Source organism: Klebsiella sp. ME-303 (genome assembly GCF_007910085.1).
GTDB classification, from domain to species: domain Bacteria; phylum Pseudomonadota; class Gammaproteobacteria; order Enterobacterales; family Enterobacteriaceae; genus Klebsiella; species Klebsiella michiganensis.
This window is the reverse complement of the sequence record NZ_VOJB01000093.1, coordinates 67,050-82,272: the sequence shown is the minus strand read 5'-3', so window position 1 is coordinate 82,272 and position 15,223 is coordinate 67,050. Positions and strand designations below refer to the sequence as shown.

Genomic DNA, 15,223 nt, shown 5'->3' with positions numbered 1-15,223 from the left:
CAAAGGAACGTTTAATTACTGGCTTGCAGCGCTAACGTCAAATTAAAATAACATACTATCTGCGGGTGTGAAATAGCTTGATTTTAGAAAAATAGGATTTATCACAAAAAACAGAAGCTCAAATCGACAACTGTTATAGATAAAAACAGGGTTTCTGTTCCTGCTATCCGCCATGGTGGAGGCCTAGAATTGCGCTGAATCAATTTTATTGCGGAGTTTTGCATGTTCGGTCTTGATGCATTCCACCTGGCGCGGATCCAGTTCGCCTTCACCGTGTCATTTCATATCATCTTCCCCGCCATCACCATCGGGTTAGCCAGCTACCTGGCGGTTCTCGAAGGCTTATGGTTAAAAACCAAAAACCCGACCTGGCGCTCGCTCTACCACTTCTGGTCGAAAATCTTCGCCGTCAACTTCGGCATGGGGGTGGTCTCAGGTCTGGTCATGGCCTACCAGTTTGGTACCAACTGGAGCGGATTCTCCGAGTTTGCCGGGAGCATTACCGGCCCGCTGCTGACCTACGAAGTTCTGACCGCCTTCTTCCTTGAAGCCGGATTCCTCGGCGTCATGCTGTTCGGCTGGAACCGCGTCGGGCCGGGCCTGCACTTCTTCGCCACCTGCATGGTGGCGCTGGGGACGATAATCTCCACTTTCTGGATCCTCGCGTCCAATAGCTGGATGCAAACGCCGCAGGGGTTTGAGATCGTCAATGGCCAGGTGGTGCCGGTGGACTGGTTCGCGGTTATCTTTAACCCGTCGTTTCCCTACCGCCTGCTGCATATGTCGGTGGCGGCCTTTCTCAGCAGCGCGCTGTTCGTCGGCGCATCGGCAGCCTGGCACCTGCTGCGCGGAAACAACACGCCCGCCGTTCGCGCGATGTTCTCCATGGCCCTGTGGATGACGCTGATTGTCGCCCCGGTTCAGGCCATGATTGGCGATATGCACGGGCTGAATACGCTCAAGCACCAGCCGGCGAAAATCGCCGCTATCGAGGGTCACTGGGAGAATATCCCCGGAGAACCCACCCCGCTGCTGCTGTTCGGCTGGCCGGATATGCAGCAGGAACGGACGCGCTATGGTCTGGAAATCCCGGCCCTCGGCAGCCTGATCCTCACCCACAGCCTGGATAAACAGGTTCCCGCGCTGAAAGAGTTCGCGGCGGAAGATCGCCCTAACGCCACCATCGTGTTCTGGTCCTTCCGTCTGATGGCCGGCCTCGGCATGCTGATGATCCTGCTCGGCGCGCTGGCCCTGTGGCTGCGCTATCGCGGTCGCCTCTATCACTCCCGACCCTTTTTACGCTTTGCGCTATGGATGGGGCCATCGGGGCTTATCGCTATCCTCGCGGGCTGGGTGACCACCGAGGTGGGCCGCCAGCCGTGGGTCGTCTACGGCGTACAGCGTACCGCAGATGCCGTCTCCGCTCACGGTGACCTGCATATGTCCATCAGTCTGCTGACGTTTATCGTCGTCTACGCTTCGGTATTCGGCGTCGGTTATAGCTATATGCTGCGTCTGATTCGCAAAGGGCCGCAGGACGCTCAGCCGCCTGGCGCCGGTACGCCTGCCCGCCCGCTTTCCGCCGCAACGGACCATGTACAGCAGAAGGAGTCCTGGTAATGGGTATCGATTTATCGGTTATTTGGTTTGTCATCATCGTCTTCGCCACCCTGATGTATATCGTGATGGACGGCTTCGACCTGGGCATTGGCATTTTATTCAGTACCACGCGGGACGCGGCGGATCGCGACGTCATGGTGAACAGCGTCGCGCCGGTCTGGGATGGCAACGAGACCTGGCTGGTGCTCGGCGGCGCGGGGCTGTTTGGCGCTTTTCCACTGGCCTATGCGGTAATTATCGATGCGCTGGCGATCCCCCTCACCCTGATGCTGATCGGGCTTATTTTCCGCGGCGTCGCTTTTGAATTCCGCTTTAACGCGACGCCATCGCACCGCCCGTTCTGGGATCGCGCCTTTATGGGCGGTTCGATTCTGGCCACCTTCACCCAGGGGATGGTTGTCGGCGCGGTGATCAACGGCTTCGCGGTCAGCGGCCGCAGTTTCAGCGGCGGGGTGTTTGACTGGTTTACGCCGTTTACCCTGTTCTGCGGCCTGGGACTGTGCATTGCGTATGCGCTGCTGGGCGCCAGCTGGCTGGTGATGAAGAGCGAGAATGCGCTCCACCGCAATATGCGCGTGACCGCGCGCGGTTTGCTGCTGGCGCTGCTGGCGGTAATTGTCGCCATCAGCATCTGGACCCCGCTGGCGCAGACGGCCATCGCCGAGCGCTGGTTTAGCTTGCCAAATCTCTTCTTCCTGCTGCCGGTACCGCTGCTGGTCGCGGCGATAAGCGCCTGGCTGTGGCGAGCGCTGCGCAACAGCACCAGCCACCTGCTGCCGTTTGTCCTCACGCTGGGGCTGATCTTTCTCGGCTTTAGCGGGCTGGGAATCAGTATCTGGCCGTATATTATTCCACCGGGCATCACCCTCTGGCAGGCCGCCGCGCCGCCGCAAAGCCAGGGCTTTATGCTGGTTGGCGCGCTGCTTATTCTGCCGGTGATCCTCGGCTACACCTTCTGGAGCTACTACGTTTTTCGCGGCAAAGTTCAACACGGCGAGGGGTATCACTGATGCAACGAGTATGGCTTAAGCGCACGTTATGGATGATGGTCCTGTGGGGAGGCAGCGTGCTGGCGCTGGCGGCGGTAAGCATGGGATTTCGGCTGCTGATGACGGCCGCCGGGCTGAAGGCCTGATCCGCCCGTCACGTTATGTTATTCGGCCCGATGGCGACACCATCGGGCTTTTTTTCGCCATCCGTCAGGCGATGCTGACAAAGCCTTTTCTCTTCTTTGACAACCGACGTAATAAGCTCACCCAGCCCCTGGCATAGTAGCCTCATTCGCCGATAGCATGGAAAAAGAGATGTTCAGAAGAAGCATTTCAACATTACTGCTGGCGTGCGCCCTGTTTTCCGGGCACGTGCTGGCCCGCCAGCACGGACACGATTTCTTCCCGGTACAGAGTCTCGAACAGCAGTTACAGCACGAAGCCGATAGCGACGAGCTGCGCAGCCAGGCGGAAGACGCCGCCTCCGACCTGCGCGAGCAGCACCACTGGCAGAATGCGCGGAAACCAAAAATGCATCACTACCAGTAGCGATTTCGTTATCAGGCGCCCTTGCGTTTCGGTAGGGTTTTCATCAGCTCATCGGGACTCACGGACGCCACGATGCTGCCCGGCAGCGGCATTTTCAGGATATGGTTTTTTATCTTACCGACCACGTGCATTTCGCATGGGCGGCAGTCAAATTTCAGCGTCAGCACTTCATCGCCGTGGATCAGCTGCATTGGCGTCGCTTTCCAGCTTTTAATCGAACCTTTGGCCTGTTTCGGACACAGGTTGAAGGCAAAGCGCAGGCAGTGCTTGGTAATCATGACCGGCACGTCGCCCTTCTCTTCATGAGCTTCATAGGCGGCGTCGATCAGCTGCACGCCGTAGCGTTGATAAAACTCGCGCGCTTTGTGGTTGTAGACGTTAGCCAGAAACGACAGATGCGTTTCCGGATAGACCGGCGGCGGCACCGAAACCGGCTTGCGGCTGCCGCGCACCACGGCCTTCAGACGCGCATCATCAAGCATTTCCGCTGTTTCACGGCGCAGCTGGTTCAGCAGGCTGTTTGGCACGAACAGCGCGCCGGGCAGGTTAATCTCAACGTTGCGCGAATAGTAAAGGGTCTGGCCGAGCTTCGCCACGCCATCGCGCAGGTTCGCCAGCGCTTTCTCCGCCTGGGTCGCCTCGGCAAACTCGCCGTCCAGCGTGTGGGTGACGCTCACGCCCTCTTCGCTGGTCATCGTCAGGACCAGCTGCTCCTGCCAGCCGCTCAGTTCGATATCGACGGCGATGCGGCGCTCGCTGGAGGTTTTCAGCAGCGCCTGCTGCCAGTTATGATCGAGGTTGCGGTTTAACGGCTGGTGCGGACGCACTTTGTGTAAATCCGCGGGCATCTCGTTCGGCCATACGCGATAGCGGTTTTCGCCGGTTTTTTCCACCGTGTTGGCGCGAAAGCCGACGATTTCACGTTTGATCATCACGTTGAGGCCGTCGCCGTTGGTCAGCATTTCGCTCACCTCAACGTCGAGAAAGTCTTTACCGACTTTCAGGACTTCCCCCACCGGCAGACCAATAAACTTTGGCGAGTCAAACGCGCCAATATCACCTTTGCGCGTGTTGACAAAATAGTCGGTGCTGCCGCGATGGAAGGTCTTATCCGTTGACGGAACAAAGAAGTGTTCGGTACGCCCCGCCGAGGCGCGGGCCAGGTCGCCGCGATCGTCAATAATGGCGTCGAGCATCTGGCGATAGTGCGCGGTGATGTTCTTCACATAGCTCATATCTTTGTAGCGGCCTTCAATCTTGAAGGAACGAACCCCGGCATCGATCAGCGCGGCCAGGTTGGCGGTCTGATCGTTGTCTTTCATCGACAGCAGGTGCTTTTCATACGCCACCACGCGGCCCTGGTCATCTTTCAGGGTATAGGGCAGACGGCAGGCCTGCGAGCAGTCGCCGCGGTTGGCGCTGCGCCCGGTCTGAGCATGGGAAATATTGCACTGGCCGGAATAGGCCACGCACAGCGCGCCGTGGATGAAGAACTCAATGGTCGCGTCGGTGTTATCGTAAATCGCTTTGATCTGCTGAAGATTCAGCTCGCGGGCGAGCACGATTTGGCTGAAGCCGACGTCGGAGAGAAATTTCGCTTTCTCAACGCTGCGGATATCGCACTGGGTGCTGGCGTGCAGCTCAATCGGCGGAATATCCAGCTCCATGACCCCCATATCCTGGACAATCAGCGCGTCGACGCCGGTTTCATACAGGTCGGTTATCAGGCGCTGCGCCGGTTCCAGCTCATCATCATGAAGAATGGTGTTCAGGGTCACGAACACTTTCGCGCCGTAGCGATGGGCAAACGGTACCAGACCGGCGATATCGCTCAGGCTGTTGCTGGCGTTGTGGCGCGCGCCAAAGCCCGGCCCGCCGATGTAGACCGCATCCGCGCCGTGTAAAATCGCTTCACGGGCGATCCCGGCATCGCGGGCAGGACTCAGTAGTTCAAGATGATGGTTTTGCAGGCGCATACGCTCGTCGTTATCCATTATAGGGGGTCGAAATGGCGGCTATTGTAGTCAGAACCTGGCGCAGACCAAAACATTTTCCATCGCCGCCGCGGAAGGAATTTGCAGTTTTTAGCAAAGCATTGAAGGAAAAGATATTTCCCAGAAAAAGTGCCTGAGGATAGAGTCATCACGTATTCCGGATTTTCCTCGTCACGTTGTGATTTGTTGTCTCAGTCATTTGCCTGGCCGCGAGTTTACTCGCGGCTTTTTTATTTCGGGTAGTGGATCAGCGAATGAAAATGGGCAGTCTGCCCACCGCTATTGCGATAGGCGTGCGCTAAATCGCCGGCGAAACGCCGCCCTTCCCCTGGCTGCAGCGATTGCCAGCTGTCCTGCAGGCAAAGATCCAGCACGCCGCTAATCACCACCACATGTTCGATAACCCCTTGCTCATGCGGCGTTGACTCACTCAGCGCGCCCGGGGCCAGGGTGATGGAGAAGTGATCGAAGCGCAGCACCGGGTCCCAAGGGAATAGCGGCGTGACCACCATGGCCTGCTGCTGGGGATCAAATGCCGTCGGTTCACCGGCCTCATCGGCAACGATAAAGGCGGAAAACGGCACGTTAAGCCCGGTGGCGATTTTCCATAACGTCGCTACCGTCGGGCTGGATTCGTTGCGTTCAATCTGGCCCAGCATGGCCTTCGACACGCCGGTCTCTTCCGCCAGGCGCGACAGGCTCCAGCCGCGCTGCTGGCGCAGCGTTTTTAACGTTGCCGACAGGTGTTGCGCAATATCCATTCAACCTCCCAATAATATCTGAAGGAATTATACGCACATTCACCTGATTCTACAGGGAATTGACGAATAGCGCTCGCCCGGGCTCCGCTATCCGGGTCTGGCGTTGCCGAAAAGCCAGTTGTGCGCTATAACGCACAATGCTACATTATACCGACCGTTATAACGCACAAGGCACTCCCATGCGCTCTTTCACTCTCCCTTTTCCGAGTCTGCTCGCCGGCTTCGTCGCCGTGCTGGTCGGCTATGCCAGCTCTGCCGCCATTATCTGGCAGGCAGCGGCGGCGGCAGGCGCCGATGCTGCGCAAATCGCCGGCTGGATGACCGCCTTAGGTCTGGGAATGGGCATCAGCACCCTGGCCCTCACCGTATGGCGAAAGGTGCCCATCCTGACGGCCTGGTCAACGCCCGGCGCGGCGCTGCTGGTCAGCGGCCTGCAGGGGGTCACGCTCTCCCAGGCGGTTGGCGTCTTTATTTTTGCCAATGCCTTAATCGTGCTTTGCGGCATCACTGGCATATTTGCCCGGCTGATGAAGATTATTCCCCATTCGCTGGCGGCGGCGATGCTGGCCGGCATATTGCTGCGCTTTGGCATGCAGGCTTTCGCCAGCCTGCAGGCTAATCTGCTGTTATGCGGCAGTATGTTAGCCGTATGGTTACTGTGCAAAGCCTGGCTTCCCCGCTTCGCGGTTGTCGCCGCCCTGCTGACAGGAAGCGCGGTGGCCGGATTGAGCGGAGAAGTGACAACGTCACAAATAAGCTTCAGCGTTGTCGCCCCTTCCTGGATCGCCCCTGAATTTACGCCAGCGCTGTTGATCAGCGTCGGTATACCGTTTTTCCTCGTCACCATGGCGTCGCAAAACGCCCCCGGCTTCGCCACCCTCCAGGCCTCGGGCTATCGGGTCCCCGCTTCAACGCTTATTGTCGCCACCGGCGGCCTGGCGCTGCTGCTGTCGCCTTTCGGGGTCTACTCGATCTGCATCGCCGCCATTACGGCCGCGATTTGCCAGAGCCCGGAAGCCCATCCGGACCCGCAAAAACGCTGGCTCGCGGCGGCGGCGGCGGGCGTGTTTTATCTGCTGGCGGGGATATTTGGCGGCTCAATCACCTCGTTGATGTCGGCGCTGCCGATAGCGTGGGTCCAGATGCTTGCCGGGCTGGCGCTGCTCGGTACCATCGGCGGCAGCCTGTTTCAGGCATTGAATCATGAGAGTGAGCGCGATGCGGCGGTAGTAACGTTTCTGGTCACCGCCAGCGGCGTGACGCTGGCCGGTATCGGCTCAGCGTTTTGGGGGCTGGTTCTCGGCGGCGTCAGCTACGTTTTGCTGTCAACGCTGCGCCGCGCGTAGCTGCGAGGGCGTCAGGCCGGTGGCGCTTTTCACCCGGTTGCTGAAGTGGCTGGCGCTGCTAAAACCGCAGGCCATGGCGATATCGGTTAACGGCAGCCGACTCTGGCTAATCAGCGCCTGCGCTTTAACCATCCGGCGCTGCATAACGTACTGATGCGGCGCCATCTTCATCGACTGGCGAAACATCCGCGCAAAATGGTATTCGCTTAACGCCGCTTCCTGCGCCAGATCGGCAAGAGTGAGCGGCTGGTCGAGGTTCTCCTCAATCCATGCCAGCAGATTGCGCAAGACGTGCGGCGCCAGCCCGCCGGTCACGGTCGGTAAACGCCACTGAACGTTCGAATAGTGCTGAATCAGGTGGGTGAGCAGCAGCGTGCTGGCCGAACTCAACGTCAGCTGATTCGCCTGCTGCTGCCAGTCGTTGTCGAGGAGAAACTGGCGGTAGACGGCGGTGATTTTGTCATCGCTGGAAAACGTTTTCTCCTGCAGCGTGAACGAGGCCGGGCTGCGGTCCCAAATCTGCTCGCCTACCCGGCGCAGGTGTTCATCGGTGCAGTAAAGATGCACAAAAGAGAGATCGCCGCGGATATCCCAGGTGCTCTCATCGCCTTTCGGCATCAGGCAAAAACGATCCGGCCCGCCGCCGTTTTTCCAGCCGTGGGGGGTTTTTTGGTAGCTTTCGTAGCCATCGGCAATATAGAGGCTCAGGGTATGGTGGTCGCTTTGTACCGTGATGGTATCAAGATTGTTATACCACGCCGCCAGCTGAATACCGGAGTTGAGGTTCACCGTCCCCCGCAGCACGGCATTTTTTTGACGCAATGTTTCGAAAGTCCCGTAAGCCATAGCCTTCACAGTTCAGATTCCGCAGATCGCTAGTCTAAGAAGAGTCGCCGGCAGATACCAGCATTCCCCCGCCGCTAATGAAAAATAAGCGCAAGAATTTGCAAGTCGGCGACAAGCTGATGACAGCGCCGAATTCGCCCAGGCCGCACAATGACCGGTACAACACTCACAGGAGAGACATTTTGAACGCATTACTCTACGGGTTGGTCGTGGTTATCTGGGGCACCACCTGGATTGCTATCTTTTTGCAGCAGGGGCCGGTTGCCGCGCCGGTGTCTATTTTCTGGCGCTTCGCCGTCGCCAGCGTCGCGATGTTGACCATTCTGCTGGTTACCCGCCGCCTGCGCCCGCTGGCCGCGCGCGACCATCTCTTTTGCCTGCTACAGGGCTGCTGCGTTTTCTGCTTTAATTTCTGGTGTTTCTATACCGCCGCCGCGTATATCAATACCGGGCTGGAGTCGGTGATCTTCTCCATGGCGGTGTTGTTTAACGCGATCAATAGCTTTCTCTTCTATCGCCAGCAGCCTCCGGGCCGTTTCTGGCTGGCCGCCGCGCTGGGGCTGGCGGGGATCGTGACGCTATTCTGGGATGATTTATGGGCCAGCGGCCTGAACGCCTCGCTCCTGCTGGGTATTGCCCTCAGCGCATTGGGCACCTTTGGATTTTCGCTCGGCAATATGCTCAGCATCCGCCACCAGCGCCGCGGTCTGGAGACGTTGACCACCAACAGCTGGGCCATGCTTTACGGCACCCTGGTCATGGGCGCGATCGCGCTGGTTCGCGGTGATAATTTCGCGCCGCAGTGGACCCTCAGCTATATGGGCGCGCTACTGTATCTCGCCGTGTTTGGCTCGGTGATTGCCTTTGGCGCCTATTTTACGCTGGTGGGGCGAATCGGCGCGGGTAAAGCGGCATACAGCACCCTGCTGTTTCCACTCGTCGCGCTGACTATTTCGACTTTTTATGAAGGTTACGTCTGGCACAGTAGCGCCGTGGCCGGACTGGCGCTGATCCTGGTCGGAAATCTGGTAATGTTCGCTCGCCCGGAGCAGTGGCTGCTGCGGCGCAGGCTGGCCTGGGTTCGCTCGGATCGCTGCTGACGCTCGCGCTACCGTCGAGGGGAAATGAAAAAGGCGCTATCAACCACTAGCGCCTTGATTAACGGATACGCCTGATTAACGGTTATTGGGGTCGAATTTCACCGCGTCAATCGCCATATCATCAATGACCTGCTTCAGGGTCTCGACGGTGAGCGGCGTATTTTCGTTGGACAGGTTTTTACCTTCGCCCTTACGGACCACTTTGATAACCGGCTTTTTGGTCGCCGCATCAATCAGCTCCCCTTCAAAAAACAGGTTGGTGTCCATGGTACGGTGGCCCGTTGCCGCCTGCGTACCGGCGATAATCATCGCCACCGGAATCACTTCGTAGAACTGCAGCCCTTCTTTGCTGGAATCCACGCCGGTGATGGCGCCGCGGAAGATCAGGCTGCGCTTGCCCGGGGTGGTTGCCAGCGGTTTACGCTCGGAAATAGCCTGTTTCATCTCTTTATTGGTGTAATTCAGGATATCCCTGAGCGCCTTCTCGCCCACCTGGGTGGTGGGTTTTGGTACCGGGTAATAGGTGATCGGGTTATAGACGATATTGTCATAGTTGCTCGGATTGTAATCCGGCGAAATCCAGCGCAGTTCCGGTTTGCCGGACGCCGAGGTGGTTTCTTTTAAGTTAGAGTAATCTTTTAAAAATCCCGAATATTGTTCCGGCTTAGCGATTTTGGATGAGCAACCGGCCAATGCTAACAGGCCAGCAAGCGCAGCGACTTTAAAAAATAACGGAGTACGCATATAGGTTAATCCCTGTGAATACCATTTATCGGCAAGAGTTATAGCAAATAACAGGGGTAAGTTTTGTGGCAAAAGCGGTGCTACGTCAAGTAGCTGGAAAAAATAAACCCGCCGTTGCCGGCGGGCCGTGATTGGCTGTTTATCTGATATCAACCTGATAAAAAATATGCTTGCCAAAGGGGTCTATTTCGTAGCCTGACACGTTTTTACGCACCGGTTCAAATATTGTCGAGTGGGCAATCATGACTGCCGGCATCTGGTCATGCATCATCTGCTGCGCCTGGCGATAGAGCGCTTCGCGTTTTTGGCGATCGGTTATCGATTTTGCCTCGGCGATAATTTTATCAAACGGCTGATAGCACCATTTTGCCGAGTTTGACCCGCCGTTCGCCGACTGGCAGGTAAAGAGTGGGCCGAAGAAGTTATCCGGGTCGCCGGTCGCGGTCGTCCAGCCCATCAGCGCCGCCTGATGTTCGCCATCCTTCACCCGCTTTAAGTATTCACCCCACTCATAGGTTGTGATTTTCGTTTGCACGCCAATTTTCGCCCAGTCGGCCTGGATCATTTCGGCCATGCGTTTGGCGTTCGGGTTATAGGGTCGCTGCACCGGCATCGCCCACAGATCGATGGTAATTGGCCCCGCAACCCCCGATTCCGCCAGCAGCGCTTTGGCTTTCTGCGGGTCGTAGTCATAATCCTTCAGCTGGCTATCCGCGCTCCATACGCCCGGCGGCAGCAGGTTTTTCGCCGCCGTACCGGTACCGTGGAACACCGCTTCAATGATCGCCGGTTTATTGATCGCCATCGCTAAGGCCTGACGCACCTTAACGTTGTCCAGCGGCGCTTTTTGGGTGTTAAACGCCAGGAAACCGGTGTTAAGGCCCGCTTTGCTCATCAGGTTGATCGCGTTGTTCTCTTTCATTCGCGGCAGGTCGGCCGGATTGGGGAACGGCATCACCTGGCACTCGTTTTTCTCCAGTTTGGCGTAGCGCACCGAGGCGTCCGGCGTGATACTAAAAATGAGACGATCGATATGCGCCTTCCCCTGCCAGTATTCCGGGAACGCGGTGAAAAGAATTCGGGAATCTTTTTGATATTGCGCGAGTTTGAAAGGTCCGGTACCAATCGGGTCCATATCCACGCGCTCTGGCGTGCCGGCTTTTAGCATCGCATCGGCATATTCCGCCGATAAAATAGAAGCGAAATACCAGGCAAGATCGGCCACAAAGGGCGCTTCGGCATGGGCCAGCGTGAAACGCACCGTATATTCATCAGGCTTATCAATCGCGGTAATTAACTGGCCAAATTCGAGGCTTTCAAAATTGGAGTAATTGCCGCTGGAGATATTATGATAAGGATGGTGAGGATCTTTTTGCCGCATAAACGAAAAAATAACGTCGTCGGCATTAAAATCGCGGCTGGGTTTAAAATATTTATTACTCTGGAATTTAACGCCTTTGCGTAAATGAAAAGTATAAACTTTCCCATCTTCGCTGACTTCCCAGCTTTCGGCGAGGCTCGGCACCAGTTCTGTGGTGCCGGCTTTGAAATCGACCAGTCGGTTATAGACCGGCACCGCGCTGGCGTCCACGCTGGTCCCGGAGGTGTAGAGTTGCGGGTTAAAGTTTTCCGGCGATCCTTCTGAACAGTAGACCAGCGTTTTTGCGCTAATGGCCGAGCTGGCCGTCAGGGCCGCTAACGCCAGAGCAAGCGTCGTGAATCTGCGTTGCATAGGTTTTCCTTTTTAATTTGTCAGCTAATGAATAGCTTGTTGTTTTCCCTTTCATACATAACACTAAAGCCTGATTGCAAACACCTGAAAACTCGAATAAAGAAGGAATCACTATGTCATCAGCCCTGGCCAGTCAATTAACCCAACGCTTCTTTCGCTACCTGGCGATAACCAGCCAAAGCGACCCGCGAGCCACGACGCTGCCTACCACCGCCGGGCAACACGCGATGGCGCAGGCCCTTGCGGATGAGCTACGCCAGCTGGGGCTGGATGAGATTGTGATTGACGAGCACGCCACCGTCACGGCGGTGAAAAAAGGCAACGTCGCAGGCGCGCCGCGGATTGGCTTTATTACCCACATCGATACCGTTGACGTCGGTTTGTCGCCGGATATTCATCCACAAATTCTGCGTTTTACTGGTGAAGATCTCTGTTTGAACAGGGATAAAGATATCTGGCTGCGCGTTGCGGAACATCCGGAAATCCTCGCTTATCCCAATGAAGAGATTATTTTCAGCGACGGCACCAGCGTGCTCGGGGCGGATAACAAGTCCGCCGTTACGGTGGTGATGACGGTGCTGGAAAACCTGACGGCGGAACACCGCCACGGCGACATCGTGGTCGCGTTTGTGCCGGATGAAGAAGTGGGCCTGCGCGGCGCGAAGGCGCTGGATCTCGCGCGCTTTGCCGTCGATTTTGCCTGGACCATCGACTGCTGCGAGCTCGGCGAAATCGTCTATGAAAACTTTAACGCCGCCGCGGCGGAGATTCGCTTTACCGGCGTGACCGCTCACCCCATGTCATCAAAGGGCGTGCTGGTGAACCCGCTGCTGATGGCCACCGATTACATGAGCCATTTCGATCGCCAGCAAACGCCGGAGCATACCGCCGGACGCGAGGGCTACGTTTGGTTTAACGGTATCCAGGGCGATCAGAACAGCACCCTGCTGCAGGCCAGCATTCGCGATTTCGACCTCGAAAGTTTTCATCGCCGTAAGCAGCAAATTAGCGAGGTGGCGCAGAAAATCGCCGCGCAGTATCCGACCGGAAAGGTGGAATTTCACATCAGCGATACCTATAGCAACATCAGCAATGCCATCGGCGAAGACCGCCGCGCCGTTGATCTGATGTTCGAAGCGATGGAAAGCTTAGGCATTACGCCGAAACCGACGCCGATGCGCGGCGGCACCGACGGCGCGGCCCTGTCGGCAAAAGGCGTATTAACGCCCAACTTCTTTACCGGCGCGCACAACTTCCACTCGAAATTTGAGTTTCTGCCGCTGCGCGCCTTTGAGGCCTCTTATCAGACCGCATTACAGCTCTGCCTGTTAGCGGCGCGTTAAGCCGGTTTGCGCGCCAGCATCGTGGCGAAACGCAGCTTAATCCGGTTCCCGCTGGCGTCGGTGCGGTGGAGTTCACCGACGTCTTCGTTATATTTGAGTAACGTCCAGCCTTCATAATTATTGCGCAGCTCTCCCGGTTTAAACGCGAACGGGAAGCCGACGCTGCACGGATAATCGTCGGTATCCATAGCCGCAACGATCAGATTGTAGCCGCCGGGTCTGGTGCAGCGCTGCATGTTAGCAATCAGACCCGGGATGGTCTTCGCGTCGAGGAACATCATCACCACGGTCGAAAGAATAAAGTCATACTCGCCGTCAAAGCTGAGGGCGTTAAGGTCCTTAATCGCCGTCCGCAGATTCTCCAGCCCTTCCGCCTGACGAATGCGCTCAAGATTGCCGATGCTGGCCGGATTTTTATCCCACGCGGTGACATCAAACCCGTTGGCCGCGAGGTAGAGGCTATTGCGCCCGTTGCCGCAGCCCAGATCCAGCGCCTTGCCCGGCGCGATCAGGGTGGCGGCGTGCAGCACCTCGGAGTGGGTGCGGGTCATCCCGTATTTATCGGTGAAGTAATTTTCGTCACGAAGCGTCATGGTTAATCCTTATTTTTTAATAATGTGTCGCGCTCAACGCGAATCAGCAGTTTACCGCGCATCAGCAGCAGGAAGGTACGAATCAGCAGCAGCCCGACGATCAGATTGGTGAAGAGAAACAGCGGGAGCGCAAGGGTATGGAAAAAGCCGTCCGGATGCTGATGACCGAGATGCAGGCCGGTGGTCGCCAGCGCGGAGATGCCGAACGAGAAGCTCCAGAACGAGGCGTTAAACGGCTGACGCAGGTACCACGGCATCAGGCGCAGCATGAACAGCAGCTGCAGCAGACCATAGCCGAACAGCAGCTTAGCGAAGGTATCCGCCTCGCCGCCGTTCACGCTCAGCCAGGCGCTGCACGCCACCAGCGCCGGCGCCAGCTGAATGCCGAGGGCGGTGCGCATGGCCATCGGCAGTTCGCCGTCGCTGCGCAGGCGCTGCAGAATCACCGGTTCAAGGCTAAGCCAGGAGAATAAGCCGGCGCCAAGAAACACCAGTCCGGCGTCGGTAAAGCCCAGCGCGCCGCAGGCCATGGCGCTGATAAAGTTATTCGCCACCGTCGGCAGATAGAGGCCCGGGGTGGTCGCCTCATTGGGATGCTTCCCCTGCCATAGCCCGGCGCTCTGCCAGGCCGCATAGCTTAGCTGCAGCACTACGCCAATCGCGAATAACACCAGCGAGAGCGGCCGCAGCCAGGGAACAAAGCCGATGGCCACCAGCATGGTCGTCGCCGGAAACAGGCTGACAAAACTGCTGGCCACCGGATGGCGCATCTCCTGCAGTACGCTGTGCGGGAAACGGACTGCACGGCTGATAAACGCCAGCGCCAGCAGCGCCCAGACGAGGGTGGCCACGATAACCAGACCGTCGCCGATTGTCCGGCTCACCGGCCAGATCGTGCTGGCGTAGCGCCAGGCGAAGCCCATGCCGATAATGCCCAGAACCATACCAAAATAGCCCGCCGGGAGATTCAGCACCCGGCTCACGCGCTGCTCTTTATTCATTTTGTTTAAATTTTCAATTTATCTTAAGTTGCATTCTAAAGGAACCTTCAAAAACACGCTACGGCGTTTTTTGCTATGTTTATGTTAACCATATGTAATGAGAAAGGCAGATGCGCAAATATTACCTCAGCGAGAAGGTTCGCCAGTTTCACTATGAAGCCGACGGAAATAAACATAGCGTCAATCTGCGGCAAATTGTCGCCTTACGCGATTTCGCTGACGTGAAAAGCGGCGATGAAGGCGGCTGGCTGGACAATGAAGCAGCCCTGAGCCACGAAGGCGAGTGCTGGATTTATGACCCGAATAGCGCGGTGTTTGCCGGTGCGAAAATCGAGGGCAATGCCCGCTTAACCGGCGAGTGCATTATCAGCCATGGCGCCATCGTCAGCGATAACGCGCGACTGGACAGCGTGCAGGCAAGCCACTGCGCGCGAATAAGTGACAACGTCACCGTTTCGCATTCGCAGATTCGCGGATGCTGCCACCTGGCCGACAATGCGCAGATCCTCCCCCACTGTTTAATTATTGCCGCTCAAGGTCTGACTGCCGACAACGATAAAATCCTGCGCATTTATCAGCGGGCAACGGTCAGCGCATCGCGCGTC

13 protein-coding genes and 2 pseudogenes are annotated in these 15,223 nt (G+C 57.2%); 8 read left to right on the top strand and 7 right to left on the bottom strand.

All coding sequences use genetic code 11. The annotated features are described in order from the left end of the window. Positions 1-222 precede the first annotated feature (222 nt). The 4 genes from FQK12_RS21695 to FQK12_RS21680 all read left to right on the top strand — a co-directional run bounded on the left by FQK12_RS21695 (position 223) and on the right by FQK12_RS21680 (position 3,158). Positions 223-1,620 carry a cytochrome ubiquinol oxidase subunit I gene (locus tag FQK12_RS21695; RefSeq protein WP_014229228.1) on the top strand — a complete coding sequence of 466 codons (1,398 nt, stop codon included), beginning with the start codon at positions 223-225 and terminating at the stop codon, positions 1,618-1,620. Then, complete coding sequence (cydB, locus tag FQK12_RS21690; protein ID WP_014229227.1) at positions 1,620-2,630, top strand: cytochrome d ubiquinol oxidase subunit II; 1,011 nt, start codon at positions 1,620-1,622, stop codon at positions 2,628-2,630. Before FQK12_RS21695 ends, cydB begins: the two co-directional genes overlap by 1 nt. Beyond that, complete coding sequence (locus FQK12_RS21685; protein WP_014229226.1) at positions 2,630-2,755, top strand: DUF2474 domain-containing protein; 126 nt, start codon at positions 2,630-2,632, stop codon at positions 2,753-2,755. Before cydB ends, FQK12_RS21685 begins: the two co-directional genes overlap by 1 nt. A gap of 169 nt (positions 2,756-2,924) precedes the next feature. Then, complete coding sequence (locus FQK12_RS21680) at positions 2,925-3,158, top strand: DUF2554 family protein (RefSeq protein ID WP_014229225.1); 234 nt, start codon at positions 2,925-2,927, stop codon at positions 3,156-3,158. 11 nt (positions 3,159-3,169) lie between these two features. Here FQK12_RS21680 and FQK12_RS21675 read toward each other — a convergent pair whose 3' ends face one another. After that, positions 3,170-5,134, bottom strand: a complete 1,965-nt coding sequence (locus tag FQK12_RS21675; protein ID WP_014229224.1) for a peptidase U32 family protein — start codon at positions 5,132-5,134, stop codon at positions 3,170-3,172. 166 nt (positions 5,135-5,300) lie between these two features. Beyond that, positions 5,301-5,913, bottom strand: a pseudogene (locus tag FQK12_RS21670) (helix-turn-helix domain-containing protein). A 179-nt stretch (positions 5,914-6,092) separates the two neighbouring features. Here FQK12_RS21670 and FQK12_RS21665 point away from each other — a divergent pair. Next, positions 6,093-7,259: a benzoate/H(+) symporter BenE family transporter gene (locus FQK12_RS21665; protein ID WP_014229222.1), complete on the top strand. Its 1,167-nt coding sequence runs from the start codon at positions 6,093-6,095 to the stop codon at positions 7,257-7,259. On the opposite strand, the gene FQK12_RS21660 is transcribed toward FQK12_RS21665, so the two are convergent. Next, positions 7,239-8,105, bottom strand: a complete 867-nt coding sequence (locus FQK12_RS21660; RefSeq protein WP_014229221.1) for an AraC family transcriptional regulator — start codon at positions 8,103-8,105, stop codon at positions 7,239-7,241. The two genes, FQK12_RS21665 and FQK12_RS21660, sit on opposite strands and share 21 nt — an antisense overlap. A gap of 182 nt (positions 8,106-8,287) precedes the next feature. Between FQK12_RS21660 and FQK12_RS21655 the strand changes: the two genes are divergently transcribed. Continuing rightward, positions 8,288-9,205, top strand: coding sequence for a DMT family transporter (locus FQK12_RS21655; protein WP_014229220.1), 918 nt, complete (start codon positions 8,288-8,290; stop codon positions 9,203-9,205). 75 nt (positions 9,206-9,280) lie between these two features. Here the strand turns inward: FQK12_RS21655 and FQK12_RS21650 are convergent, their stop codons facing one another. Both FQK12_RS21650 and FQK12_RS21645 read right to left on the bottom strand, forming a co-directional pair. Next, a complete protein-coding gene (locus FQK12_RS21650; RefSeq protein ID WP_014229219.1) occupies positions 9,281-9,949 on the bottom strand; it encodes a DUF3313 domain-containing protein in 669 nt (222 codons plus the stop codon). A 139-nt stretch (positions 9,950-10,088) separates the two neighbouring features. Further along, positions 10,089-11,681, bottom strand: coding sequence for an ABC transporter substrate-binding protein (locus tag FQK12_RS21645; protein WP_014229218.1), 1,593 nt, complete (start codon positions 11,679-11,681; stop codon positions 10,089-10,091). Between the two features lie 113 nt (positions 11,682-11,794). Between FQK12_RS21645 and pepT the strand changes: the two genes are divergently transcribed. Next, complete coding sequence (gene pepT, locus FQK12_RS21640) at positions 11,795-13,024, top strand: peptidase T (RefSeq protein WP_014229217.1); 1,230 nt, start codon at positions 11,795-11,797, stop codon at positions 13,022-13,024. On the opposite strand, the gene tehB is transcribed toward pepT, so the two are convergent. Together tehB and tehA are read right to left on the bottom strand one after the other, a co-directional pair. Continuing rightward, positions 13,021-13,617 (bottom strand): tellurite resistance methyltransferase TehB, encoded by a 597-nt coding sequence (gene tehB, locus FQK12_RS21635; protein ID WP_014229216.1) that lies wholly within the window; start codon positions 13,615-13,617, stop codon positions 13,021-13,023. The two genes, pepT and tehB, sit on opposite strands and share 4 nt — an antisense overlap. A 2-nt stretch (positions 13,618-13,619) precedes the next feature. After that, positions 13,620-14,618 (bottom strand): dicarboxylate transporter/tellurite-resistance protein TehA, encoded by a 999-nt coding sequence (gene tehA, locus FQK12_RS21630; protein WP_014229215.1) that lies wholly within the window; start codon positions 14,616-14,618, stop codon positions 13,620-13,622. Positions 14,619-14,728: 110 nt separating this feature from the next. On the opposite strand from tehA, the pseudogene FQK12_RS27730 reads away from it, so the two are divergent. After that, positions 14,729-15,223 (top strand): annotated as a pseudogene (locus tag FQK12_RS27730) (hypothetical protein); the annotation flags it as partial.

Coding starts and splice junctions, on each gene's coding strand:
- FQK12_RS21675 (WP_014229224.1), bottom strand. CDS start 5,134: ATGCGCCTGCAAAACCATCATCTTGAACTACTGAGTCCTGCCCGCGAT.
- pepT (WP_014229217.1), top strand. CDS start 11,795: ATGTCATCAGCCCTGGCCAGTCAATTAACCCAACGCTTCTTTCGCTAC.
- FQK12_RS21680 (WP_014229225.1), top strand. CDS start 2,925: ATGTTCAGAAGAAGCATTTCAACATTACTGCTGGCGTGCGCCCTGTTT.
- tehB (WP_014229216.1), bottom strand. CDS start 13,617: ATGACGCTTCGTGACGAAAATTACTTCACCGATAAATACGGGATGACC.
- FQK12_RS21645 (WP_014229218.1), bottom strand. CDS start 11,681: ATGCAACGCAGATTCACGACGCTTGCTCTGGCGTTAGCGGCCCTGACG.
- FQK12_RS21695 (WP_014229228.1), top strand. CDS start 223: ATGTTCGGTCTTGATGCATTCCACCTGGCGCGGATCCAGTTCGCCTTC.
- tehA (WP_014229215.1), bottom strand. CDS start 14,618: ATGAATAAAGAGCAGCGCGTGAGCCGGGTGCTGAATCTCCCGGCGGGC.
- cydB (WP_014229227.1), top strand. CDS start 1,620: ATGGGTATCGATTTATCGGTTATTTGGTTTGTCATCATCGTCTTCGCC.
- FQK12_RS21665 (WP_014229222.1), top strand. CDS start 6,093: ATGCGCTCTTTCACTCTCCCTTTTCCGAGTCTGCTCGCCGGCTTCGTC.
- FQK12_RS21685 (WP_014229226.1), top strand. CDS start 2,630: ATGCAACGAGTATGGCTTAAGCGCACGTTATGGATGATGGTCCTGTGG.
- FQK12_RS21650 (WP_014229219.1), bottom strand. CDS start 9,949: ATGCGTACTCCGTTATTTTTTAAAGTCGCTGCGCTTGCTGGCCTGTTA.
- FQK12_RS21660 (WP_014229221.1), bottom strand. CDS start 8,105: ATGGCTTACGGGACTTTCGAAACATTGCGTCAAAAAAATGCCGTGCTG.